Origin of the sequence: Streptomyces sp. YIM 130001 (genome assembly GCF_003574445.1) — a bacterium.
In the GTDB taxonomy this organism is placed as follows: domain Bacteria; phylum Actinomycetota; class Actinomycetes; order Streptomycetales; family Streptomycetaceae; genus Streptomyces.
On the sequence record NZ_KZ984554.1, the window covers coordinates 22,933 to 46,471 of the forward strand.

General features: G+C 70.6%; 21 protein-coding genes. 10 read left to right on the plus strand and 11 right to left on the minus strand.

Annotated elements, in window-relative coordinates; translation table 11 throughout:
• Nucleotides 1-44: 44 nt before the first annotated feature.
• From DSC45_RS13825 to DSC45_RS13845, 5 genes are read right to left on the minus strand one after another with little or no spacing between them, the layout of a single operon-like run.
• Entirely contained in the window at nucleotides 45-980 is a 936-nt protein-coding gene (locus DSC45_RS13825) for a dihydrodipicolinate synthase family protein (protein WP_119290656.1), read from the minus strand.
• Complete coding sequence (locus DSC45_RS13830; RefSeq protein ID WP_119290657.1) at nucleotides 977-2,035, minus strand: oligopeptide/dipeptide ABC transporter ATP-binding protein; 1,059 nt, start codon at nucleotides 2,033-2,035, stop codon at nucleotides 977-979. The genes DSC45_RS13825 and DSC45_RS13830 overlap by 4 nt, the downstream gene beginning before the upstream one ends.
• A complete protein-coding gene (locus tag DSC45_RS13835) occupies nucleotides 2,032-4,041 on the minus strand; it encodes a dipeptide/oligopeptide/nickel ABC transporter permease/ATP-binding protein (RefSeq protein WP_119290659.1) in 2,010 nt (669 codons plus the stop codon). The genes DSC45_RS13830 and DSC45_RS13835 overlap by 4 nt, the downstream gene beginning before the upstream one ends.
• The gene (locus DSC45_RS13840; protein WP_119290661.1) at nucleotides 4,041-5,000 is read right to left on the minus strand and encodes an ABC transporter permease; all 960 of its coding nucleotides are present in this window, start codon (nucleotides 4,998-5,000) and stop codon (nucleotides 4,041-4,043) included. The genes DSC45_RS13835 and DSC45_RS13840 overlap by 1 nt, the downstream gene beginning before the upstream one ends.
• A gap of 59 nt (nucleotides 5,001-5,059) precedes the next feature.
• On the minus strand, nucleotides 5,060-6,688 hold the full coding sequence (locus DSC45_RS13845) for an ABC transporter substrate-binding protein (protein WP_119290663.1): 1,629 nt from the start codon (nucleotides 6,686-6,688) through the stop codon (nucleotides 5,060-5,062).
• A gap of 318 nt (nucleotides 6,689-7,006) precedes the next feature.
• Between DSC45_RS13845 and DSC45_RS13850 the strand changes: the two genes are divergently transcribed.
• A complete protein-coding gene (locus DSC45_RS13850) occupies nucleotides 7,007-7,774 on the plus strand; it encodes a FadR/GntR family transcriptional regulator (RefSeq protein ID WP_240434630.1) in 768 nt (255 codons plus the stop codon).
• Entirely contained in the window at nucleotides 7,771-9,699 is a 1,929-nt protein-coding gene (locus tag DSC45_RS13855) for a beta-galactosidase (RefSeq protein WP_240434631.1), read from the plus strand. Before DSC45_RS13850 ends, DSC45_RS13855 begins: the two co-directional genes overlap by 4 nt.
• 17 nt (nucleotides 9,700-9,716) lie before the next feature.
• Here DSC45_RS13855 and DSC45_RS13860 read toward each other — a convergent pair whose 3' ends face one another.
• The gene (locus tag DSC45_RS13860; protein WP_346426659.1) at nucleotides 9,717-10,670 is read right to left on the minus strand and encodes an ArsR/SmtB family transcription factor; all 954 of its coding nucleotides are present in this window, start codon (nucleotides 10,668-10,670) and stop codon (nucleotides 9,717-9,719) included.
• A gap of 204 nt (nucleotides 10,671-10,874) precedes the next feature.
• Between DSC45_RS13860 and DSC45_RS13865 the strand changes: the two genes are divergently transcribed.
• The 3 genes from DSC45_RS13865 to DSC45_RS13875 all read left to right on the plus strand — a co-directional run bounded on the left by DSC45_RS13865 (nucleotide 10,875) and on the right by DSC45_RS13875 (nucleotide 13,644).
• The gene (locus DSC45_RS13865; RefSeq protein ID WP_119290669.1) at nucleotides 10,875-11,615 is read left to right on the plus strand and encodes a phosphotransferase family protein; all 741 of its coding nucleotides are present in this window, start codon (nucleotides 10,875-10,877) and stop codon (nucleotides 11,613-11,615) included.
• Nucleotides 11,616-11,938: 323 nt separating this feature from the next.
• Nucleotides 11,939-12,730: a DNA repair protein RecO gene (gene recO, locus DSC45_RS13870; protein WP_119290671.1), complete on the plus strand. Its 792-nt coding sequence runs from the start codon at nucleotides 11,939-11,941 to the stop codon at nucleotides 12,728-12,730.
• 65 nt (nucleotides 12,731-12,795) lie between these two features.
• On the plus strand, nucleotides 12,796-13,644 hold the full coding sequence (locus DSC45_RS13875) for an isoprenyl transferase (RefSeq protein WP_119290673.1): 849 nt from the start codon (nucleotides 12,796-12,798) through the stop codon (nucleotides 13,642-13,644).
• Between the two features lie 217 nt (nucleotides 13,645-13,861).
• Here the strand turns inward: DSC45_RS13875 and DSC45_RS13880 are convergent, their stop codons facing one another.
• The 4 genes from DSC45_RS13880 to DSC45_RS13895 all read right to left on the minus strand — a co-directional run bounded on the left by DSC45_RS13880 (nucleotide 13,862) and on the right by DSC45_RS13895 (nucleotide 17,228).
• Nucleotides 13,862-14,317, minus strand: coding sequence for a Fur family transcriptional regulator (locus DSC45_RS13880; RefSeq protein WP_119290675.1), 456 nt, complete (start codon nucleotides 14,315-14,317; stop codon nucleotides 13,862-13,864).
• 171 nt (nucleotides 14,318-14,488) lie between these two features.
• Nucleotides 14,489-15,388 carry a metal ABC transporter permease gene (locus DSC45_RS13885; RefSeq protein WP_119290676.1) on the minus strand — a complete coding sequence of 300 codons (900 nt, stop codon included), beginning with the start codon at nucleotides 15,386-15,388 and terminating at the stop codon, nucleotides 14,489-14,491.
• Complete coding sequence (locus tag DSC45_RS13890) at nucleotides 15,388-16,170, minus strand: metal ABC transporter ATP-binding protein (protein WP_119290678.1); 783 nt, start codon at nucleotides 16,168-16,170, stop codon at nucleotides 15,388-15,390. The genes DSC45_RS13885 and DSC45_RS13890 overlap by 1 nt, the downstream gene beginning before the upstream one ends.
• 41 nt (nucleotides 16,171-16,211) lie before the next feature.
• Nucleotides 16,212-17,228 carry a metal ABC transporter substrate-binding protein gene (locus DSC45_RS13895; protein WP_119290680.1) on the minus strand — a complete coding sequence of 339 codons (1,017 nt, stop codon included), beginning with the start codon at nucleotides 17,226-17,228 and terminating at the stop codon, nucleotides 16,212-16,214.
• Nucleotides 17,229-17,421: 193 nt separating this feature from the next.
• Between DSC45_RS13895 and DSC45_RS13900 the strand changes: the two genes are divergently transcribed.
• Nucleotides 17,422-18,801, plus strand: a complete 1,380-nt coding sequence (locus DSC45_RS13900) for a glycine--tRNA ligase (protein WP_119290682.1) — start codon at nucleotides 17,422-17,424, stop codon at nucleotides 18,799-18,801.
• A 165-nt stretch (nucleotides 18,802-18,966) separates the two neighbouring features.
• Here DSC45_RS13900 and DSC45_RS13905 read toward each other — a convergent pair whose 3' ends face one another.
• Nucleotides 18,967-20,358 carry an MFS transporter gene (locus DSC45_RS13905; protein ID WP_240434648.1) on the minus strand — a complete coding sequence of 464 codons (1,392 nt, stop codon included), beginning with the start codon at nucleotides 20,356-20,358 and terminating at the stop codon, nucleotides 18,967-18,969.
• Between the two features lie 161 nt (nucleotides 20,359-20,519).
• On the opposite strand from DSC45_RS13905, the gene DSC45_RS13910 reads away from it, so the two are divergent.
• From DSC45_RS13910 to dusB, 4 genes are all read left to right on the plus strand, one after another.
• Nucleotides 20,520-21,389 (plus strand): helix-turn-helix transcriptional regulator, encoded by an 870-nt coding sequence (locus DSC45_RS13910; RefSeq protein WP_119290685.1) that lies wholly within the window; start codon nucleotides 20,520-20,522, stop codon nucleotides 21,387-21,389.
• A 174-nt stretch (nucleotides 21,390-21,563) separates the two neighbouring features.
• Nucleotides 21,564-21,767, plus strand: coding sequence for a hypothetical protein (locus tag DSC45_RS13915; RefSeq protein WP_119290687.1), 204 nt, complete (start codon nucleotides 21,564-21,566; stop codon nucleotides 21,765-21,767).
• Between the two features lie 171 nt (nucleotides 21,768-21,938).
• Entirely contained in the window at nucleotides 21,939-22,211 is a 273-nt protein-coding gene (locus tag DSC45_RS13920) for a DUF6243 family protein (protein ID WP_119290689.1), read from the plus strand.
• 174 nt (nucleotides 22,212-22,385) lie between these two features.
• Nucleotides 22,386-23,531: a tRNA dihydrouridine synthase DusB gene (gene dusB / locus DSC45_RS13925; RefSeq protein WP_119290691.1), complete on the plus strand. Its 1,146-nt coding sequence runs from the start codon at nucleotides 22,386-22,388 to the stop codon at nucleotides 23,529-23,531.
• Nucleotides 23,532-23,539 lie beyond the last annotated feature (8 nt).

The following is a 23,539-nucleotide window of genomic DNA, read 5'->3' on the forward strand; positions in this document are numbered from 1 at the left end:
CTCACCCGGAGGGGCTCTACGAGGAGAGCCCCTCCGGGAGGCACTCAGAGGAGTCCGGCGCCCGCCAGGTACTTGCCGACCTCCGCGATCTCGGAGGCGGACAGCGGGACCTGCGGCGCGGCCGTCACGGGACAGGCGATGACCCCCCGGAGGTGCAGCGCCGCCTTGAACGCGCCGAGCGCGGACGACCCCCGCCCCATCCGCGCCGGGTCTCCCACCCCCACCATCCCGAACAGCCCGCACAGGCGCTCCTGTTCGTCCCGGGCCCGGGCCCAGTCGCCCTCCGCACACAGCCGGTACAGCCGTGCGTACCCCGCCGGGTCGACATTGCCGAGTCCCGGCACGACCCCGGACGCCCCCATCGCCAGCGCACTGTCCACCGTCAGCTCGCTGCCCGTCAGGGCACTGAACCCGTCGACATCCGTGCGCGACCGCGCACCGAGCACCACCGACCTGAAGCCGCCCTCGTCCCCGGACGAGTCCTTGAGACCGGCGAGCACCCCCTCCGCGGCCAGCTCCAGCACCAGATCGGCGCCCAGCTTCGAGTGCACCGCCACCGGCAGGTCGTACGCGAAGAGCGGCGCTCCCGTACGACGGGCGATCAGCCGGAAATGCTCGGCGATCTCCGCCGGATGGGTCCGGGTGTAGAACGGCGCGGTGGCCACCAGACCGTCCGCGCCCGCCGCGAGCGCCGTCTCGGCGTGCTCCACGACCCGCAGGGTCGCCGTGTCGATGACCCCGGCCAGTACCGGCACCTGCCCGGCCACATGCCGTGTCACCGTCTCCACCACGAGCTTGCGGTGGGCGTCCGGCAGGAATGCCACCTCGGAGGTCGAGCCGAGCACGAACAGGCCGTCCACACCGCCCGCGAGAAGGTGATCGACGAGGGCCACGAGCGAGGCGGTGTCCACCTCGCTGTCCGGCGTCAGGGGAGTGCAGACGGGCGGGACGACACCGTTCAGCGGGGCGGGAATGGTCATCGGCTCTCCTTGATGGCCGTGGCGGCGGCCGTTTCCGTGGCCGCTGAGGCGGCCTGGGTGACGAGCTCGTGGGTCGACTGGCCGTCGTCCACGGGGTGGTGGCAGCGGAACCGGTGACCGTCGCTCGCCCCGGTGAACTCGGGCATCCCGTCCGCGCACTGCGCGTCCGCCCGCCAGCAGCGCGTACGGAACGGGCAGCCGCTCGGCGGCCGGGTCGCCGACGGCACCGGACCCACCAGCGGGATCGGGTCGATCGGGTCCAGCAGCCCCGGAGTCGCCGAGAACAGAGCGCGGGTGTACGGGTGGCGGGCCCGGTCCAGACCCTCGTCGGCCGGTGCCTCCTCCACGATCCGGCCGAGGTACATGGTCACGACGCGGTCGCTCATCCGCCGCACGGTCTGGATGTCGTGGGACACGAACAGCAGCGCGAGGCCGAGCCGTTCCTTGAGATCGAGCAGCAGATTGAGGATCTGCGCGCGCACCGACACGTCCAGCGCGCTGGTGGGTTCGTCGGCCACCACGAGCTCGGGTTCGAGGGCCAGGGCCCGGGCGATCGCCACCCGCTGCCGCTGACCGCCGGAGAGCTGCGCGGGCAGCGCCTCGGCCAGCACCTTGGGCAGTCCGACCAGGCTCATCAACTCCCGTACCCGCTCCTCGCGTTGCTCCGGAGTCCCGCGCCGGTGCACATCGAGCGGGTCGCGCAGGATCTGCCGTACGGAGAGCCGGCGGTTGAGGGCCGTGGACGGGTCCTGGAAGATCATGCCGGTGCTGCTGCCGACCGCCGCACGCCGTTCACCGGCGGACATGGTCCACAGGTCCCGGCCGCGGAACGCCACGGTGCCGGACGTCGGCCGCTGCACCCCCACCAGCACCTTCGCGAGTGTCGACTTGCCGCAGCCCGACTCACCGACGACGCCGACCGTTTCACCCGCCGAGATCTCCAGATCGGCGCCGGTCAGGGCGTACACCCTGTCCCGGGAGAACAGGCCTCCGGAGCGGGCCTTGTGCACCACATGGGCGTCGGACAGTGTGATCAGGGGCTCCTGGGCGGTCACTTGAGGGCCTCGCTTCCCCTGGGTTCGGGCACGGTCAGGGTGACCGCGGGACGGTGGCAGGCCGCCGAGTGCGTACGGCCCGCGCCGAGCAGATCGGGGGCGGTGCTGCGGCAGACGTCCACGGCCTGCGGGCAGCGGTCGGCGAAACGGCAGCCGGCCGGGAAGTCGGCGGGGGACGGCACCACACCCCTGATCTGGGTCAGTCGCTGTGCCGACGACTCCAGGGACAGGACGGAGCCGAGCAGTCCGCGCGTGTAGTGGTGGGCGGGAGCCTCCACCAGGTCGGCTGTCACGCCGGTCTCGACGATCTGCCCGCCGTACATCACCACGACACGGTCGGTGACGTCGGCGACGAGTGCGAGGTCGTGCGAGACGAGGATCAGGGCGAAGCCCAACTCCTCGCGCAGCCGCAGGAGCAGCTCCATGACCTGAGCCTGGACCGTCACGTCGAGTGCGGTGGTCGGCTCGTCGGCGACGATCAGCTTGGGGTCGCGGGACAGGGCGAGGGCGATCAGGACGCGCTGGCGCTGGCCGCCGGACAGCTCGTGCGGATAGCTGCGCAGGGTGCGCTCCGGGTCCAGGCCGACCAGTTCGAGGAGTTCGGCCGGGGTGCGTCGGCCGCCCCTGCTCACGACCTGCTTCAGTTGGGCGCGGATCGTCATCGCCGGGTTCAGGGACGACAGCGCGTCCTGGTAGATCATCGCCATGTCGTGGCCGAGCAGCCGGCGCCTGGTGCGCATCGGCAGCCCGACCAGTTCGGTGCCGTCGAAGGTGACGCTGCCGCCGATGCGAGCTCCGGCCGGCTGCAGGCCCATCACGGTCAGGGCGGTCAGCGACTTGCCGCAGCCGGATTCGCCGACCAGGCCGAGGACTTCACCCGGCCGTACGTCGAAGCTGATGCCGTCGACGACGTCGACGCCGCCGTGCCGCTGGTCGAAGCCGACGGCCAGGTCCTGCACGGTGAGGACGGGCGGGCCGTCCGGCAGCGGTCTGGCCCGCGCCCGCAACCGCGCCGCGGCCTCGGTCAGGCCGGGCAGTTCGAGCACCTTGCCGGTCCCGGCCTCGGGGGCCTCGAGGCGGTCCTCGGCGAGTGCCTTGTCGGTGGGTACGTCACGGGCGGCGGGCGCGGCCCAGGCGTCCGACACGCCCTCGGCCAGGACGTTCAGGGCGAGGACGGTGATCAGCATGAGCAGTCCGGGGAAGACCGTCGCCCACCAGCCGCCGATCAGGACCATGTTCTTGCCGTCGGCGATGACGCTGCCCCAGGACGGGTCGGGCGGGCGTACACCGGCGCCGATGAACGACAGCGAGGCCTCGAAGACGATCGCCTCGGCGACCTGCACGGTGCAGAACACCAGGATCGGCGCCGCGCAGTTGATCGCCACATGCTTGGCGACGATGTGCGGGGTGCGGGCCCCGATGATCCGCTCGGCCGTCACGTAGTCCTCGCCGTACTGGTCGAGGACGTTCGCCCGTACCACCCGCGCGATGGGCGGTACGTAGAGGAAGGCGATGGCGCAGATCAGTACCGGGATGCCGCCGCCGAAGACGGAGACGAGGACCGCGGCGAGCGCGATACCGGGGAAGGCCATCACCACGTCGAGGCAGCGCATCAGGGTCTCGTCGACCGCCTTGCGCGAGGTGGCGGCGATCGCGCCGAGCAGAGCACCGACGAGCAGGCCGAGCAGGGTCGCGCCGAGTCCGATGGCGAGCGACCAGCGGGCCCCGTGCATCAGCCGGCTGAGGATGTCCCGGCCGAGGCTGTCCTGGCCCATCCAGTGGTCGGCGGACGGATGCCCGCTGCCGTCGACCTGTGCGGCCTGGGCGAGCGGGTCGTGCGGAGCCAGCAGCGGCGCGAACACGGCCACCAGGACGACCACGGCGAGTACGGCGAGACAGATCCGGGACAGCACGGGCAGCCGCCCGAGGCCCCGCAGGCGGACACCCGGGCGGGCCAGCTTCTCGGTGAGGCGCTTGCGCGTCAGCAGGGTGGGAGGCGTCGGCATCAGGCGGCACTCCTCAGACGCGGGTTGACCAGGAGGTGGAGGATGTCGATGACCAGGTTCACGATGACGAAGCCGACGGCCGTGGTGATCACCACGCCCTGTACGACGGCCGGGTCGCCGTTCTTCACCGCGTCGATCATCAGCTTGCCCATGCCGGGCAGCGAGAAGATCGTCTCGATGACGACGGCGCCGCCGAGCAGATAGCCGACTCTGAGGCCGAGCACGGTCAGCGGGTTGATCAGCGCGTTGCGCAGCACATTGCGGCCGACCACGACGACCGGCGGCAGCCCGCTGCCGATCGCGGTGCGTACGTAATCCTTGTCCAACTCCTCGACGACCGCGGTCCGTACGATCCGGGTGAGCTGCGCGGCGACCGGCAGCGAGAGCGCGAGTGCCGGCATCGTCATCGTCTTCAGCCAGCCGCTGAACGAATCCGCGGGATTGACGTATCCGCCCGTCGGGAACCAGCCCTGCCCCACGGCCAGATACTGGATCATCAGCAGCGCAAGCCAGAAGCTCGGTGCCGCCACACCGGTCAGCGAGACGACCCGGATGATCTGGTCGGGCAGCCGGTCGCGGTGGATGGCCGCGGTGATGCCGAGCACCAGGGACAGCACGACGGCGATCGCGAGCCCGAGGAACGTCAGCTGCAGCGTGAGCGGCAGCGCGGTCATCACCTGGTCCAGGACCGGTGTCCTGACCAGCACGCCGGTGCCCATGTCTCCCTGCAGCAGGTCGCCGACGAAGGCGATGTAGCGCACCGGCAGCGGGTCGAGCAGGCCGTTCTCCTCGCGGAACTGCTGCAGCTGCTCGGGCGTCGGGTTCGCGCCCTGGAAGAACGCCGACGCCGGATCGCTGTCCGAGAACCGCATCACGAGGAAGACGAACAGCACGATGCCGAGCATCAGCGGGACCAGCAGGGCGATACGACGGGCCAGGATCCTGGCGATCGCGAGCACGTACGGCTCCTTGGACGTAGGACGTGAGAGGGGCCGGGGTCAGCCGGCGCGCGGCCGGGTCAGCCCGCGGGCTTGGACTGGAGCACGTTGATGCCGGGGTAGGCCTGCGGGCGAACTCCGGTGAGCTGCTTGGGATTCCAGGCCGTGACCAGCTCGTTGTGGACGACGGGGTAGATCACCGCGTTCTCGGCGACGACGTCGATGTACTCCTGCGTCATCTCCTTCTTCTTCGCCGCGTCCGGCTCCCTGGTCGCCTGGTCCATCAGCTTGAAGAGGCTCTTGGCCTCGGACTTGGAGGCCCAGCGTGCGTACCCCATCCACAGGTTCTCGGGGCCGTAGTTGTAGCGCATGATCAAGTCGGCGTCGAGGCCGAACTGGTTGGGGTTGGAGGCCGCGGCGACCACCTGGAAGTCCTTCTTCTGGTCGAGCTTGGTGAAGACCGCGGTGGTCTCCTGCGGGTCCAGGTCGGTCTTCACGCCGATCGCGTCCCAGGAGGCCTTGATGGTCGGCAGGCAGTCCACGATCCAGCTGACGTTGACCGCCATCAGGTTGATCGTGAGGTCCTCGACCCCGGCCTCCTTCAGCAGCTTCTTGGCCTTCTGCGGGTCGTACGCGTAGACCGTCTTCGCCTTGCGGTACGTCGGGTTGTCCTCGTTGAGGAACGAACTGGCCGCCTTGCCCTGGCCCTTGAGCGCGACCTCGATCATCTTCTCGGTGTCGATGGCGTAGTGCAGGGCCTGCCGGACCCGGACGTCGTCGAAGGGTTTGTGCGCGGTGTTGAACAGCAGGAACATGTGGTTCATCCCGGCCCCGCCCTCGACCTTCAGGCCGCCCTTCTCGAGCTGATCGATGTTGGCGTACGGGATGTTGTCCGCGATCTGGGCGTCCGCGCTGCCGCCGGAGATCTTGGCGACGCGCGGCGCGGCGTCCACGATGGTCAGCCAGTTCATCTTCTTGAAGGCCGCCTTGCGGGGGCCGTTGTACTTGTCGTACGCGGCGAAGGTCGTGTTCGACTTCGGGTTGTGCGCGGTCATCCGGTACGGGCCCGAGCCGACGGCCGTCCCGGTGGTCGCCTTGTCCCAGCCGCCCGGCTTGCCGAACACGTGCTTCGGCATGATCTTCGCGAGCGTGAGCCGGGGTGCTCCGTCCGGGAAGGGGAACTTCAGAACCAGTTCGACGGTCTTCGCGTCGACCTTCTTGACCTCCTTCAGCCAGGCGGCGAAGAAGCCCTGGGCGAGCGTGGTGGTCTTGGTGTCGAGGATCCGGTCGAAGGTGAAGGTCACGTCGTCGGCGGTGACGGGCTTGCCGTCGTGCCAGGTGGCGCCCTCGCGCAGGGTGAAGCGCCAGGTGGTGGCGTTCAGGTCCTTCGGTATCTCCGTCGCGAGCGCGGCGTACGGCTCGCGGTCGATCGGGTCGGTGTCGAGCAGGCCCTCGTAGATGTGGTGGTTGGCGGCCATACAGAAGGCGGAGGCCGTCTGGGTCGGGTCCCAACTGCCGTCGTTCCCGTAGCCGATGACCGCGGTCAGGGTGTCGAGTCCGCCGCCCTTGCCGCCGCCGTCGGTGTCGGTGGTCGACTTCGGACCACCGGAGCACGCGGACAGGGTCGTCGTGATGGTGGCGGCCGCGCCGAGTGCGCCGGTGTACTTGAGGAAGGACCGGCGGGCCGCAACCGGATTCAGGTCGCTCACAGTGCTGCCTCCATGGCGGAGAGGGCGTTCCCGTGCTGCCGGGTAGGGGCAGCGGGGCGCGAGGGGAGTGGAGAGTGGGGCTGGGCCAGGGATGGAGGGTCCGGGGTGCCATGCGTGTCCTGCAGTCCGGAGATCCCACGTCCTACGTCTACGGGTAGCGCGACCATAGGAGGACGGACGCGGACGGTCAAGGTTTCGTGCAGGATCTCGCCGACTGTCACCACCCGGTCGTTTTCCGTGCGCCGAAGAGCGACTGATTTCAGAAGAGTTGGGCCGGACGTGGGACGTAGGATGTCCGCTGCCCTTACGATGTGCCGCATGTCGGACGAGCCGAGGAATCCCACGGTGCCGGCTGCCCGGGAACGGCGCGTGGGCAGCCGGATCCAGCGTCAGGTCATGCAGCTGATCCTCGACCGAAGACTGCGCCCCGGTGAACCCATGCCCACCGAGACCGAGTTGATGGAGACCCTCGAGGTCAGCAGAAACTCCGTACGCGAGGCACTCAAGGCGCTGCAGGCACTCGACATCGTCGAGATCAGACACGGCCACGGCACCTATGTCGGCGAGGCCTCGCTCACCCCGTTCGTGGACGGGCTCACCTTCCGCACCCTGGCCAGAGGCGGCTGGGGATCGCCGCGGAGCGCGTCCGGGGGAGACACCCAGGCGCTCGGCGAGATCCTCCAGGTCCGCGAGGTCCTCGAGGAGGGCCTCATCCGCCGTGTCGCCGAATCGCTCGACGACCACGAACTGGCCGAACTCGAGGACGTCGTACGCCGGATGGAAGCCTCCGGCCGGGCCGGCGACGCCTTCCCCGAACTCGACCGGGAATTCCACGAGAAGCTCTACCGCTCGCTCGGCAACGCCCTGGTCCCGCAGCTCCTCGCGGCCTTCTGGAACGTCTTCCACACCGTCGCCGGCGCCCGCGGCTGGACCAAGGACCCGGCGCCCGCCGTCACCGCCCGCCGCCACCGCGACATCCTCACCGCGCTGCGCGCCCGCGACGTGGAGCAGGCGCAGCGCGCGATGGCCGACCACTTCCGCGGGATCGAGGCCCGCGCCTGGCAGGAGACCCTGGGGGTCAAGTGAACGACACGCACCGTATCGGCCGCTTCTACGACAGCCTCGACTCCGTCGCCTACGGAGGCGACTACAACCCCGAGCAATGGGGCCCCGAAGTCCACGCCGAGGACACCGAACTGATGCGGAAGGCCGGCGTCAACCTGGCCACCGTCGGCATCTTCTCCTGGGCCAAGGCCGAACCGGCCCCGGGCGCCTACGACTTCGGCTGGCTCGACACCCACCTGGACCGCCTCGCCGACGCAGGCGTCCGGGTCTGTCTCGCCACCATGACCGCCTCACCACCGGCCTGGCTGGCCCGGCTGCATCCCGAGACGCTGCCCGTCATGGAGGACGGCACTCGCCTGTACCCCGGCTCGCGCCAGCACTGGTGCCCCTCCAGCCCGGTCTTCCGCGACCACGCGACGCGGCTGGTCGAGCAGTTGGCCGGCCGGTACGCCGACCATCCGGCCCTCGCCCTGTGGCACATCGGCAACGAGTACGGCTGCCACATCTCCCGGCACTGCCACTGCGAGGTCTCCACGGCGGCGTTCCGTGCCTGGCTGCGCGAGCGCTACGGCACCGTCGACGCGCTCAACGAGGCCTGGTGCACCGACTTCTGGGCCCAGCGCTACGGCGACTTCGACGAGATCCACACGCCCCGCAGCGCACCCTCGTTCCGCAATCCCGCGCAGCAGCTCGACTACCGGCGCTTCAGCAGTGACGAGCTGCTGGCCTGCTACCTGGCCGAGAAGCAGGTCCTGGAGCGGCTCACCCCGGCCGTCCCGGTCACCACCAACTTCGTGCCCGTCGCCCGCACCCTCGACCTGTTCCGCTGGGCGCCCCACCTGGACGTCGTCTCCTACGACTCCTACCCGGACCCGCACGACGCCGACTCCGCGCACGGCACGGCCTTCTCGTACGACGTGATGCGCGGCCTCAAGGGCGGACAGCCCTGGCTTCTGATGGAACAGGCACCGAGCGCTGTCAACTGGCGCCGGCGCAACGGCCGCAAGCCGGACGGCCGGATGCGCCTCGACAGCTGGCAGGCGGTCGCGCACGGCGCCGACTCGGTGCTGTTCTTCCAGTGGCGCCAGTCCCGCGGCGGCGCCGAGAAGTTCCACTCCGCGATGGTCCCGCACGGCGGACCCGACACCCGGATCTTCCGCGAGGTCGGCGCACTCGGAGCCGAACTCGCCGCCCTTCCCGAGCTGTTCGGCTCCCGCCCGGAGCGTGCGGACGCCGCCCTGCTGCTCGAATGGCCCAGCTGGTGGGCCCTCGAACTCGACGCCCACCCCAGCTCCGACGTCACCCTCCTGGACACCGCACTCGCCCACCACCGGCCGCTCTACGACGCCTCGGTGGCCTGCGACATCGTCCCCGCGGACGGCGACTTCAGCCCGTACCGGCTGCTGGTCGTGCCGAACCTGTACTCCGTCAGCTCGGCGACCGCCGAACGGATCACGGACTACGTGGCTGCCGGCGGCACCCTGGTGATGTCGTACTTCTCCGGGATCACCGACGAGTACGACCGGGTGCATCTCGGCGGCTACCCGGCGCCGTTCCGCGAACTGCTCGGCCTGCGGATCGAGGAGTTCGACCCACTGCCGGAGGGCGTCACGCTGCCGCTCGGGGACGCGGGCACCGGATCTCTCTGGTCCGAGGACATCGTCCTCGAAGGAGCCGAGCCGATACTCGCCCTCGGCGACGGCCGCCCCGCCGTGACCCGCCACACCTACGGCGACGGCACGGCCTGGTACCTGGGCACCCGCCCCGACCCGGCCACCCTGCGCACCCTGATGGACCGGATCCGCACCGAGGCCTCGGTCGCGCCCACCGAGGCGGACCTGCCCGAAGGCGTCCAGGTCCGCACCCGGATCACGACCGACGGCCGACGTCTGCGGATCGGACTGGACTGGCGGGACGGGTCGGTGAGCGTGACCGAGCAGGAGTAACTGCTCGCCCAGATATGTCAGTTGGAGCGGAGCAGCGCGGAGCCGAGCGGCGTCAGAGTGTGCCGGACCACATTGCGCTCCCGCACGCTCGACACCAGGCCGGCACTGCGCAGCACCGCGGCATGCTCACTGGCGGTCGAGAGCGCGACTCCGGCCCGCTGCGCCAGCTCCGTCGTCGTACAGTCACTGCTCAGCGACTCGAGGACGGCGGCCCGGGTGTGGCCGATCAGCCGGGCCAGGCACGGGGTGAGCGGCAACCGCAGGTCGGAATCCGTCACTTGGCCGTCCGTGGAGGCCGGGTACACGAGCACGGGCGGCAGCTCCGGGTTCGCGAGCGCGACCGGTCCCCGGCAGAAGTACGAGGGGACGAGCAACAGCCCGCGGCCGTCCAGGTGGAGATCACGGTCCACCGGATAGTCGACCTCGAGCACCGGCGGACGCCAGCGCATCGACGGCCCGTACGTCCGCAGCATCGCCTCCGAGCCGCCCTGCCACAGGGCGTGCAGCCGCAGGGCGCGGTCGGCGGCGGTCCGCCGGACGATCCGCGTCCAGTGCGGCCCGAGCGCGGCGTCGTGGTACTCGCGCAACGAGCCGGTGAGGCGCCGCAGGGCCGGTGCCCCGCCGTCGGCGAGCGACCGGGTCCACGGCACGGGACTGTCCCGGCCGGTGAGCGTGGTCAGCTCCGAGCGCAGCCGGGTGCGGGGCGTACTCAGGACCGCGTCGAGCCCGGCGTCGAGCCCGGCGCTGCCGGCACCCGGCGTGAGGAAGTCCGGGAAGTAGCCGCGCGGCGGTACGAGCGGCAGCAGCATGCTCAGCGGCCGCGCGAGCGAAGCCGGCCGCCGGCCGGCCAGAACCGGGTCGGGCCGGCGCTCCTGCAGACTGTGCAGGCTCAGGACGGTTTCCCAGAGTGGATCAGCACCGTCCGCGACCTGCGTCCTGGCAAGGTCCTCGGCGGTGAAGTGGATACGCATCACGTGGTGTGTCCCCCCGATGATCGTGCGGTCACCGATCCCCCCGGACGGTAACCACACGACGATCCCGGCAGCACCCCACCGAACGCAAGACCAGCGCGCCGTACGGGGGTGACGGGATTGTGGATATCGCCGAGTCGTACGGGGACGAACTACCGCTGTGCCCACCGCTTCACGGGCAGCGGCGAGGAAGGAGCCAGGGGCATGTCCAGGAGCGCCGACCGACCCGTCCCCCTGCGGGGCGGCCGTACGACCAGGGGAGTCGTCCGCGTCGGTGACACGGTCCGCAGGCCCGCCTCGCCCGCCTCACCGTTCGTCGCCTCCCTGCTCGATCTGCTGGAGAGCCGAGGGTTCACGGGCGCCCCGCGCCATCTCGGCCGGGACGCGAGGGGCCGGGACACCCTCAGCTACGTACCGGGCTGGGTTCCACCGACGTTCCGGCCCTGGACCGACGCGCAGGTCGCTGCCGCCGGGGCGCTCGCACGCGACCTGCACGACGCCACCCGGGGCAGCGACCTCGCGGGCCGGCATCAGGTCGTCTGCCACCACGATCCGGGGCCGAACAATGCCGTCTTTCAGGACGAGTTGCCGGTCGCCTTCATCGACTTCGACATGGCCGCGCCGGGCAGTCCGCTGGAGGATGTCGGGTACATGGCCTGGCTCTGGTGCGTGTCGTCGAAGGCGGGAGCTCCTCCTGTGGAGGTTCAGGCCACCCAGGTGCGTGTGCTGGCCGACGCCTACGGCCTGGCCGGTCCCGAACGTGCTGCGCTCGTCGACGCGATGCTGGAGCGACAGGCCCGTAATGCCCGTTTCTGGGCGGAGGTACGAGCGGGCTTCACGGCCGTCGAGGCCACTGCCGCGCAGATCGCGGACCGGATCGCATGGTCCCGGCGTGAGCACGAACACACCGCCGGATACCGCAAGGTGTTCGAGTCCGCCCTCTAGTGACGCGGGTTGCCGCCGGATCCCTGAAGGCGCCCTTCACGCGCCCGCTCGCCCCCGCCCGCGTATCCCCGGCTCCCACAACGCGAACGCCGTCCGAGGGCGACCAACCCCCGGACGGCGTTCGCGCCCCCCGAGTGACAACGGATGCCCGGCCCCCGCCTGAAGAGGGCCGGACACCCGGCCCGTCCACCATCGCGTGCACCGGTCCCGCCGACCAGGTGTTTCGGGTGTCGCCGAAGTTCGCAGACCAGTGGCCGGGCTCGGGTGACGGCAGTTTCGGACCTGGGCGCCGGGCCGGGACCGTGGCGCGCGACAATGGGCGCATGAGTCTGTTCCGGGACGACGGCATCGTGCTGCGGACGCAGAAGCTGGGTGAGGCCGACCGCATCATCACGCTGCTGACGCGCAGCCATGGCCGGGTGCGTGCCGTCGCCCGTGGAGTGCGCCGTACCAAGTCGAAGTTCGGTGCGCGGCTGGAGCCGTTCAGCCATGTCGATGTGCAGTTCTTCGCACGTGGAAGTGAACTGATCGGCCGCGGACTGCCGTTGTGCACGCAGAGTGAGACCATCGCTCCGTACGGTGGCGGCATCGTCGCCGACTACGCCCGCTACACCGCGGGTACGGCCATGCTGGAGACCGCCGAGCGGTTCACCGACCACGAGGGCGAGCCGGCCGTCCAGCAGTATCTGCTCCTCGTCGGCGGCCTGCGCACACTCTCCCGCGGCGAGCACGCCCCACACCTCGTCCTCGACGCCTTCCTGCTGCGCTCCCTCGCCGTCAACGGCTATGCGCCGAGCTTCGGCAGCTGCGCCAGATGCGGCATGCCGGGCCCCAACCGCTTCTTCTCCGTCGCCGCGGGCGGAGTGATCTGCACGGAGTGCCGCGTACCGGGAAGCGTCGTACCCTCTGCGGAGGCCGTCGCCCTGCTCGGTGCGCTGCTCACCGGGGACTGGGAGACGGCCGACGCGTGCGAGGCGCGGCATGTCCGCGAAGGCAGCGGCCTGGTGTCGGCCTATCTGCACTGGCACCTGGAGCGCGGACTGCGCTCGCTGCGCTACGTGGAGAAGGCCGAACGGCCCGAGCGGGCCGGGGCGTCGGAGCAGTCCGCCCCGTGATCCACCGTCCGGCCCGGACGGACAAGCAGCAACGAACAGCCGAGTACCAGGGAGCGAGAGAGCACATGGCAGTACGCGGGATTCTGGGACGCGGGCGTCGCGACTACCGGACGCCCGACCCGCACCCCTCCGGCGCACGGCCGCCACAGCTCCCCTCGGAGTTCGTGCCGAACCACGTGGCCGTCGTCATGGACGGCAACGGACGCTGGGCCAAGGACCGCGGGCTGCCGCGCACCGAGGGGCACAAGGTCGGCGAGGGCGTCGTCATGGACGTGCTCAAGGGCTGCCTGGAGATGGGCGTCAAGAACCTCTCCCTGTACGCCTTCTCCACCGAGAACTGGAAGCGCTCGCCCGAAGAGGTCCGCTTCCTGATGAACTTCAACCGCGACGTCATCCGCCGCCGCCGCGACGAGATGGACGAACTCGGCATCCGGATCCGCTGGGTCGGCCGGATGCCGAAGCTGTGGAAGTCGGTCGTCCAGGAGCTCCAGGTCGCCCAGGAGCAGACCACGAAGAACGACGCGATGACGCTGTACTTCTGCGTCAACTACGGCGGCCGCGCGGAACTCGCCGACGCGGCACGGCGGATGGCCGAGGACGTGGCCGCGGGCCGGCTCGATCCCGGCAAGGTCGGCGAGAAGACGATCCAGAAGTACCTCTACTACCCGGACATGCCGGACGTGGACCTCTTCCTGCGGCCGAGCGGCGAGCAGCGCACGTCCAACTACCTGATCTGGCAGAGCAGTTACGCCGAGATGGTCTTCCAGGACGTCCTGTGGCCGGACTTCGACCGCCGCGATCTGTGGCGGGCTTGCGTCGAGTACGCATCGCGGGACCGGCGGTTCGGCGGCGCGATCACCGACGGGGTGACGTCATCCGGCCCCGCCGACCCGTCGAGCCCGTCCGGCGCTTGAGGGAGCCTGCGGAGCGGACGCGACCGGCCGAATCCAGCTCGCCGGTCAGAACCAGCACGTCCGGCGCTTGAGGGCGTCTTCTCGCGGCGAGCGCAATCGGCCCGTCCGACGCCGGTCGCTGATGTCCGCCCGAGCGCCGGACGTGCTGAGGAGAGCTGCCCCGGGCCACCAGGCGCCCGCCGGGCGCATCGAAGAGAACTGTCCCCGCGACCAGGCGTCAGCCGGACGGGCTGGGGGTCGAAGGGCCCCCCGCGGACCTGGACCCCGCGGACGCACACTCCGCGCACGTGCCGAAGATCTCCACCGTGTGGGCCACGTTGACATAGCCGTGCTCCACGGCGATCGCCTCCGCCCACTTCTCCACCGCCGGTCCCTCGACCTCGACGGCCTTCCCGCACACGCGGCACACGAGGTGATGGTGGTGCTCGCCGGTCGAGCAGCGCCGGTAGACGGACTCGCCGTCGTGGGTGCGCAGCACATCGACCTCGCCCGCGTCCGCGAGCGACTGCAGCGTGCGGTAGACGGTCGTCAGACCGACCGAGTCGCCGCGGTGTTTGAGCATGTCGTGCAGGTCCTGCGCGCTGCGGAACTCGTCCACCTCGTCGAGCGCCGCCGCCACCGCGGCCCGCTGCCGAGTCGAGCGTCCGCGTACCGGTGGTCCTGCGGTTGTCACCGTCGTCGCCTCCTCACCTGATGCTGACCGGTCATTGTGCCAGGTCGTCCGGCGATCCGAGACTGCTTGTTAGGCATACCTCAGTTCACCGGGCGGAGCGGACCGGATGCAACCAGTGTGCGTCCCTGCTCCGGGCCCGACGGCCCCGGGGGCCGGGGCGGGCCCAGGGCCTCAGACCCGTACGTCGTCCGTGGCGCTGCCGGACGCGGGCAGCGGGCAGTCGTCAGGACCGGGCCCGGACGCCGCCGTCGTGGTCCGTGCACGCCGCCGGGCCAGCGGCGCGGCGACGGCCGCGAGGACCAGGAACACACCGATGGAGAGCAGGACGATCGCGGCGCCGGACGGGGCGTCCACGTAGTACGTGGTGACCGTGCCGGCCACCGAGACGGCCACCCCGATCGCCATGGCGAGACCGAGCGTGGCCACGAAGCCGCGGGTCACGCGCTGGGCGGCCGCCACCGGGATCACCATCATCGCGCTGACGAGCAGCAGCCCGACGATGCGCATCGCCACGGTCACCGTCACCGCGGCCGTGACGGCGATCAGCAGATTGAGCAGCCGGACCGGAAGCCCGGTGACCCGCGCGAACTCCTCGTCCTGGCAGACCGCGAACAACTGCCGCCTGAGACCCACCGTGATCGCGATCACGAAGGCCGCGAGCACGACGATCGCCGTGACGTCCTCGGGCGCGACCGTGGTGATCGAACCGAAGAGATAGCTGGTCAGATTGGCCGTCGAGCCGTTCGGGGCGAGGTTGATGATCATCACGCCGCCGGCCATGCCGCCGTAGAAGAGCATGGCGAGCGCGATGTCGCCGCTGGTCCTGCCGCGGGAACGGATCAACTCCATGCCGACCGAACCGATCACGGCGACGAGTGTGGCCATCCACACCGGGCTCGCGTTCAGCAGGAAGCCGAGTGCGACACCGGTCATCGCCACATGGCCGATCCCGTCACCCATGATCGCCTGCCGGCGCTGCACCAGATACGTCCCGATCGCCGGAGCCGTGACGCCGACCAGGAGCGCGGCGATCAGGGCCCGCTGCATGAAGGCGTAGTCGAGGATCTCCATCAGGTGAGCAGTCCAGTCCGGATCGGTTCGGCGTCCTGCGCCGTGTGCGGGTGTACGTGATCGTGGCCGGGAAGGGCGTGCTGGCCGACCGCCTCGGGCGGCGGCCCGTCGTGTACGACGCAGCCGTCGCGCAGTACGACCGCACGGTCGATCAGCGGTTCCAGAGGGCCGAGTTCGTGCAGGACGAGCAGCACGGTGGTGCCGGCCGCGACCTGCTCGCGCAGGGTGCCGGCGAGTACCTCCTGGCTGGCCAGGTCCACTCCCGCCATCGGCTCGTCCATGATCAGGAGCTCGGGTTCGCCGGCCAGGGCGCGCGCGATCAGGACGCGCTGGTGCTGTCCGCCGGACAGCGCGTTCACCGAGTCGCCCGCCCGGTCCGCCATGCCCACGAGCTCGAGTGCGCGGTCCACCGCGTGCCGGTCCGCCTTGCCGGGCAGCCGCAGCCGGGTGCGGGACAGACGCCCCGCCGAGACCACCTCGCGCACCGTCGCCGGGACGCCTGAGGCGGCCGTGGTGCGCTGCGGTACGTACCCGACGCGGGCCCAGTCGCGGTAGCGCCGCAGCGGGGTGCCGAACAGCTCCACCGCCCCGTCCGTCAGCGGTACTTGGCCGACCGCGGCACGTACCGCGGTGGACTTGCCCGAACCGTTGGCTCCGAGCAGCGCCACGACCTCGCCCCGGCCGACCGTCAGGTCGATGCCGCGCAGCACCGGGCGCGAGCCGAGCGTGGCGCGCGCCGCGGAAAGGGCGAGCACGGGCTCCGGCTGGTTCGCTGCGGACATCGGTCCACCTTTCGCGGTCGGGCGCGAGCCCGGAGGGTTGCTCACTTGGCGCCCAGGGATTTCTCGAGCGAGGCGAGGTTCGCGCGCATCACGCCGAAGTAGTCGTCGCCGCGCGAGTCGTCGTTGATCCCCTCCAGGGGATCGAGCACATCGGTCTTCAGACCGGTGTCGGAGGCCAGCGTCTTCGCCGTCCGGTCGCTGGCGAGGGTCTCGAAGAAGATCGTGGAGACCTTGTCCTCGCGGGCGATCTTCTGGAGTTCTTTCATCCGGGCGGGGCTCGGCTCGGACTCCGGGTCGACGCCGGCGATGCCGACCTGCTCGAGGCCGTAGCGCTCGGCGAGGTAGCTGAATGCGGTGTGCGTGGTGATGAAGGTCTTGGTCCGGGTGTCCTTCAGACCGTCCTTGAACTCCTTGTCCAGGGCGGTGAGGCGGTCCGTCAGCTTCTCCGCGTTCTTCTCGTAGTAGGCGGAGTTGTCAGGGTCGGCCTTGGCGAGCGCCTTGCCGACGCCCTCGGCGATCTCGCCGTACTTCACGGGGTCGAGCCACACGTGCGGGTCGGCGGCGTTCTCGTCGCCGTGGTCGTGGTCGTGCTCCTCGCCCTCGTGGGCGCCCTCGTCCTCGTGGCCGTGGCCCTCGTCCTCGTGTCCCTCTTCGCCGTGGTCGTGCCCGTCGCCGGCGCCGTGCTTCTCCAGCGAGGTGAGTTCTGCCGCGTCGACCGGGTCCTTCGCGCCCGACTGCCCGACGGCCTCGTCGACGGCGGGCTGCAGCCCCTTCAGGTACAGGACGACGTCGGACTCGCCGAGCCGGCCGGTCTGCTGCGGGGAGATCTCCAGATCGTGCGGCTCCACGCCGGGCTTGGTGAGGCTCTCGACGTTCACGTGCTTCCCGCCGATCTGCTCGGCGAGGTACTGCATCGGATAGAACGACGCCACTACGTCCAGCTTGTCGCCGCTCTTGCCGTCGGCGGCGCCGGCGCCCGAGCATGCGGAGACGGTGAGCAGGCCGAGTGCGCTGATTCCGGCGACAGCGGCGGTGGGTATGAGGCGTCGTACGTTCATGACAGTCATTTTCAACTATTTTGGAAACGGTTGTCAACAAGAGCTGATCGGCTGCTTATCGGGACCGATTTGATCCCGGGGGTGGCGCCGCCGGTAACCTGAAGGCTTCGCCCACCCGACGTCCGTCCCCCGCTCCTCACGGAGACGCCGGGCGCCGCACTTCAACATCGTCCGCCGTAATGAAGAGAGCACCGTGGCCGCCGACAAGATCGACACCATCGTCAGCCTGAGCAAGCGCCGTGGCTTCGTATACCCCAGCAGTGAGATCTACGGCGGCCAGCGCGCCGCCTGGGACTACGGACCGCTGGGCGTCGAGCTCAAGGAGAACCTCAAGCGCCAGTGGTGGCGCTACATGGTCACCTCGCGTGAGGACGTCGTCGGTATCGACTCTTCGGTGATCCTGGCGACCGAGGTCTGGGAGGCCTCGGGGCACGTCGCCACCTTCACCGACCCGCTCACCGAGTGCACCTCCTGCCACAAGCGCTTCCGGGCCGACCACCTGGAGGAGGCCTTCGAGGCCAAGCACGGCCGGGTCCCGGAGTCGCTCGCCGAGGTCAACTGCCCCAACTGCGGCAACAAGGGCCAGTTCACCGAGCCCAAGGAGTTCTCGGGCCTGCTCTCCACGCGCCTCGGCCCGACGCAGGACTCCAGCTCGGTCGCCTACCTGCGCCCCGAGACCGCGCAGGGCATCTTCACCAACTTCGCCCAGGTCCAGCAGACTTCGCGCAAGAAGCCGCCGTTCGGCATCGCCCAGACGGGCAAGTCGTTCCGGAACGAGATCACGCCGGGCAACTTCATCTTCCGCACCCGTGAGTTCGAGCAGATGGAGATGGAGTTCTTCGTCAAGCCGGGTGAGGACGAGGCCTGGCAGGAGTACTGGATGGAGCAGCGCTGGAACTGGTACACCGGCCTGGGCCTGCGCGAGGAGAACATGCGGTGGTTCGAGCACCCGAAGGAGAAGCTCTCCCACTACTCCAAGCGCACCGCCGACATCGAGTACCGCTTCCGCTTCGGCGGTTCCGAGTGGGGTGAGCTCGAGGGCGTCGCCAACCGCACGGACTTCGACCTCTCCGCGCACGCCAAGGCCTCCGGCCAGGACCTGTCGTTCTTCGACCAGGAGGCCGGCGAGCGCTGGACTCCGTACGTCATCGAGCCGGCGGCGGGGGTCGGCCGCGCGATGCTCGCCTTCCTGCTCGACGCGTACACCGAGGACGAGGCGCCGAACGCCAAGGGTGTACTCGAGAAGCGCACCGTGATGCGCCTCGACCACCGCCTCGCGCCGGTCAAGGTCGCGGTCCTGCCGCTGTCGCGCAACCCGCAGCTGTCGCCGAAGGCCAAGGGCCTGGCGACCGCGCTGCGGCAGAACTGGAACATCGAGTTCGACGACGCGGGTGCGATCGGACGCCGCTACCGGCGCCAGGACGAGATCGGTACGCCGTTCTGCGTCACCGTCGACTTCGACACGCTCGACGACAACGCGGTCACGGTTCGCGAGCGGGACACGATGAAGCAGGAGCGGGTGTCGCTCGACCAGATCGAGGGCTACCTGGCCGCGCGCCTCGTCGGCTGCTAGCAACCGGCCGTTGGGGGGTTCGAGGGCTCGTCCCTCGGGCCCCCGCTTTGTTGCCCAGCCCCGTTCGGCGATCGAGGACATCCGTCGGCCGGGCCGCCGGCCGGTGGGTGGCTTCTGGGGCGCTGCCCCGGCCCCCCCGGGTGCTCGATCGCCGGACGGGCCTCGTCAGCTCATCGTCCGTGGTAGCCGCAGGCTGAGCGTCGCGGTCAGGGCGATCAGGGCCAACTGCGCGGCGAGCGTGAGGAGAAGCGCGTCCCGCATGCCGAGCCCCGGCGTGAGCGACAGGAAGAGGCTGCCGAGCGTCGCGACGCCGACGGCCAGCGCCGCCTGCTGCGCGGTGATCATGACGCCGCTGCCCACCCCCGCCCGGTCCGCGGGCACGTCGGACAGCACGAGCCGCATCAGGACCGGCAGTTGGAGCCCCTGACCGAGGCCGGCGAACGCCGCACCCGGCGCCAGACCCGCGCTGCCGAGGTCCGGCCAGCTCCGCCACACGGCCGCGACGATCAGGACGACGCCGAGCCCCTGCAGGACGCCGCCCGCGGTCACCACCCGGGTCCCGTACCGGGCGATCAGGCGCGGCCCTGACAGCGAGGCGCCGAAGAAGGTGACCGCCATCGGCACCAGCGTGAGCCCCGCCGACACCGGACCCATCCCCAGGCCCTGCTGCAGCGCCACCGCGATCACGAACATGAAGCCGCCGAACGACACCGAGAACGGCACCACCAGGGCCAGACCCCGCCGCAGCGAGAGCAGCGCGAGCAGGCTCGGCGGCACCAGCGGGGTGCGCCCCGCACGGTCCGCCCGCCGCTCCACCAGGAAGAAGCCGAGCGCGGCGAACGGGAACGCGCCGAGTCCCAGCCACGTCCACAACGGCCAGCCGGCCGCCCGCCCCTCGGTGAGCGGCACGAGCAGCGTCACCATGGACACGGCGAGCAGCAGCGTGCCCGGTACGTCCACGGGCGCGGGACGTTCCGAACGGCTCTCCGGCACCGTACGCACCGCCAGGAGCAGGCCGATCAGCACGACCGGAACGTTCACCAGGAAGACCGCGCGCCAGCCCGTGCCCGCGATGTCCGCGGCGACGAGCACGCCGCCCAGGATCTGCCCGGCGACCATGGACAGGCCCGCGGTCGCCCCGTACAGGCCCATCGCACGGGCCCGCCGCGAACCGGTGGTCGTCGCCTGGATGGTGGCGAGCACCTGCGGCAGCATCAGCGCCGCCGCGGCGCCCTGTGCGACCCGGGCCCCGACCAGGGTCCCGGCGTCCGGTGCGAGCCCGCAGGCCAGCGAGGTCACGCCGAAGGCCGTGAGGCCGGCCAGGAAGAGGCGGCGGCGCCCGAACATGTCGCCGAGCCGCCCGCCCAGGACGAGCAGCACGGCGTACGCGACGCCGTAGCCGGCCACGATGAGCTCGAGCATCGCCGGGCCCGCGGCGAGATCGTGCTCCATCGTGGGCAGGGCCACGTTGACGATGAAGAAGTCGATCAGCGGGAGGGCCGCACCGAGCAGGACGGTGACGAGGCCGAGGCCGCCGAGGACCGGGGCGTGCCGGATCGCGGCGTCCTCGGCGGCTGCGGCGGGAGGGGAAGGGATACGGACAGTGGATTCACTCACGCAGTCGACGATGCCCCGCCACTCAGCCTGGTACCAGAGTCTTCTTATCCTGGTACAAGGGGAACCTGGCAAGCGGCCGGTCCCTGCGGCAGCCTGGGAGCATGACGATGACGTACGAGCCCGCGGTACGCGGTGACGATGCACGCCGCACGGAACTCGCCGGGTTCCTGCGCAGCCGCCGGGAGCGGATCACTCCGGAGCAGGTCGGACTGCCGCGCGGCCGCCGTCGTCGCACCCCGGGCCTGCGCCGCGAGGAGGTCGCCCAGCTCTCCGCCGTCGGCGTCACCTGGTACACCTGGCTCGAACAGGCCCGGCCCATCCAGGTCTCCCCGCAGGTCCTGGACGCGGTGGCCCGCACCCTGCTGCTCGACCCGGGGGAGCGGGACCACCTCTTCGCGCTCGCCGGTGTCGCCGACCCCGCACCCGGCACCGAATGCCCCACGGTGAGTGCCGAACTGCGCCTTCTCCTCGAGGAGTTGGAGCCGATCCCGGCCTGTATGCAGAACAGCCGCTACGACATCCTCGCGTACAACCGCACCTACGCCCGGCTGCTCTGCGATCTCGACGCCGTACCTCCCGAGGACCGCAACTGCCTGTGGCTGGCCTTCACCAACGAGGAGTGGCGGTCCTCGCTCGCCCAGCGGGAGGAGACGGTCCGGCAGATGGCGGGCAAGTTCCGTGCGGCCATGGCGGGCCACCTCGCCGAACCCGCCTGGAAGACGTTGGTCGGACGTCTGGAGAAGGCCTCCCCGGAATTCCGTGAACTCTGGGACCGGCACGAGGTGGTGGCCGCGACCGGCGCCAGGTCGAAGCACTTCGTGAACGCCCTGGTCGGCCCGTTGCACCTGAGCCACACCAGCCTCTGGCTCGGCCCTTCCGCGGGCCCCCGGCTGGTCACGTACGTACCTGTGGACGACGAGTCGCGGGCGGGTGTCGAGAAGCTCCACGCGCTGGTGACGGAGGGGGCCTGAGCCTCGTCCGCGGCCGAACTGTCCCTGGCGATAGCCCTGTTGATGTTGAATTTGCTGCACACTGGGCGCGCGACCCGCACCACACACCGTGCGTCACGGCGAAGGAGCGCCGGGACGCCGCAGCCGGAGGGCCAGGGGTGCTTCGACAGCCCCGGCACCCCTAGGAGGCACGCGATGCCGTCGATGACGAGCAGCAAGGTCAGCCGCTGGGACCAGCACGGACGCGAACACGTCGTGCAGGTCCGCAAGTCGGGGATGCAGCGGGCCCTGTCGTGCGAGACCTGCGGCTGGAGCCGGTCCGCGCAGTTCCTGCCGTGGCTGAAGGCCGAGGAGCATCTGGCCGAGGAGCATCAGGCGACGGTCGATCCGGCGGGTTGACCGGCTGGGGCGCCGGGGGCATCGGAAATTCGGATGCTCGGCCGGGCGCGCTCCTATAGCGTCCGGGCCATGAACCTCTTCCAGATCTACGAGTGAGAGTCCGCGGCCGCATCGACCGGCCGCTCTCCGAGGCATTCCGGAACCCTTCTCGTCCCGTAGGGGAGATCAGTCATGGCCAAGAGCCGAAACAACCTGCTCGGAGTCGGCGGACAGCGCAAGAAGCTGTCGCGCGCGGACCAGTACGGCCCCGGGCAGTCCCGCACCGATGACCGCCGAGCGGCCCTGGACCAGAAACAGGAACTGCTGCGCAAGATGCGGTCCCGTGTCGAGGACACGGGGGGCGCCGAGGGCGCCGAGTCCGAGACGCCGGACGCTGCGCCCGCCGAGCCCGAGCCCACGGACGGGGCGGCCGGCCCCGTCGGATCCGGGTCCTCGGGCTCCTGACCCGCTCCACCGCGAGGGGACGTGGCCACTGAGTCACCTTCCGTCCGCCGGACCGGCGCACATCGCGCCGGTCCGGCACCTCCAGCCCGTCCGGCAGGTGGTTTCGTCTCCATCGCCGGAGGGGCTGGAATCGGCCGGGGCCGCTGTCCCGGATACGTGCGGGACAATGGAGCAATGACCTCGCTCGCCCCCGCCTCGCTCGCCATCGGCCCCCACACCGTGCAGCCCCCGGTCGTACTCGCTCCGATGGCCGGCATCACGAACGCACCGTTCCGCACCCTCTGCCGCGAATTCAGCGGCGGCAAGGGGCTGTTCGTCAGCGAGATGATCACCACGCGGGCGCTGGTCGAGCGCAATGAGAAGACCATGCAGCTGATCCACTTCGACGCGAGCGAGACCCCGCGCTCGATCCAGCTGTACGGAGTGGACCCGGTGACCGTCGGCAAGGCCGTCCGCATGATCGCGGAGGAGGACCTGGCCGACCACATCGACCTCAACTTCGGCTGCCCGGTGCCGAAGGTGACCCGCAAGGGCGGCGGCTCCGCGCTCCCGTACAAGCGGCCGCTGCTGCGGGCGATCCTGCGCGAGGCCGTCACCGGAGCCGGCGATCTGCCCGTCACCATGAAGATGCGCAAGGGCATCGACGACGACCACATGACCTACCTCGACGCCGGACGCATCGCCGTCGAGGAGGGCGTCACCGCGATCGCCCTGCACGGCAGGACCGCCGCCCAGCACTACAGCGGTACCGCCGACTGGGACGCGATCGCCCGCCTCAGGGAGCACGTCACCGAGATCCCGGTGCTCGGCAACGGCGACATCTGGTCGGCCGGGGACGCCGTCCGCATGATGCGCGAGACCGGCTGCGACGGGGTCGTCGTGGGGCGTGGCTGCCTCGGCAGGCCCTGGCTCTTCGGCGATCTGGTCGGCGTCTTCGAGGAGGGCGGCGCCGCGACGGCCACGCCCACCCTGCGCGAGGTCGCGGCCGTGATGGTGCGGCACGCGCAGTTGCTCGGCGAGTGGATCGGTGACGAGGCCCGCGGCGTGATCGACTTCCGCAAGCACGTCGCCTGGTACCTGAAGGGCTTCGCGGTCGGCTCCGAGATGCGCCGCAGTCTGGCCGTCACCTCGTCCCTGGCGGAGCTCGACGCTCAGTTGAGCGAGCTGGATCTGGACCAGCCGTGGCCGCAGAGCGCCGACGGCCCGCGTGGGCGGACCTCGGGCCGGGACCGGGTGGTCCTGCCGGCGGGCTGGCTGGACGATCCGTACGACGCGTCGGCGGTCGATTCCGGTGCGGAGCTGGACACTTCGGGCGGCTGACCGCTTCC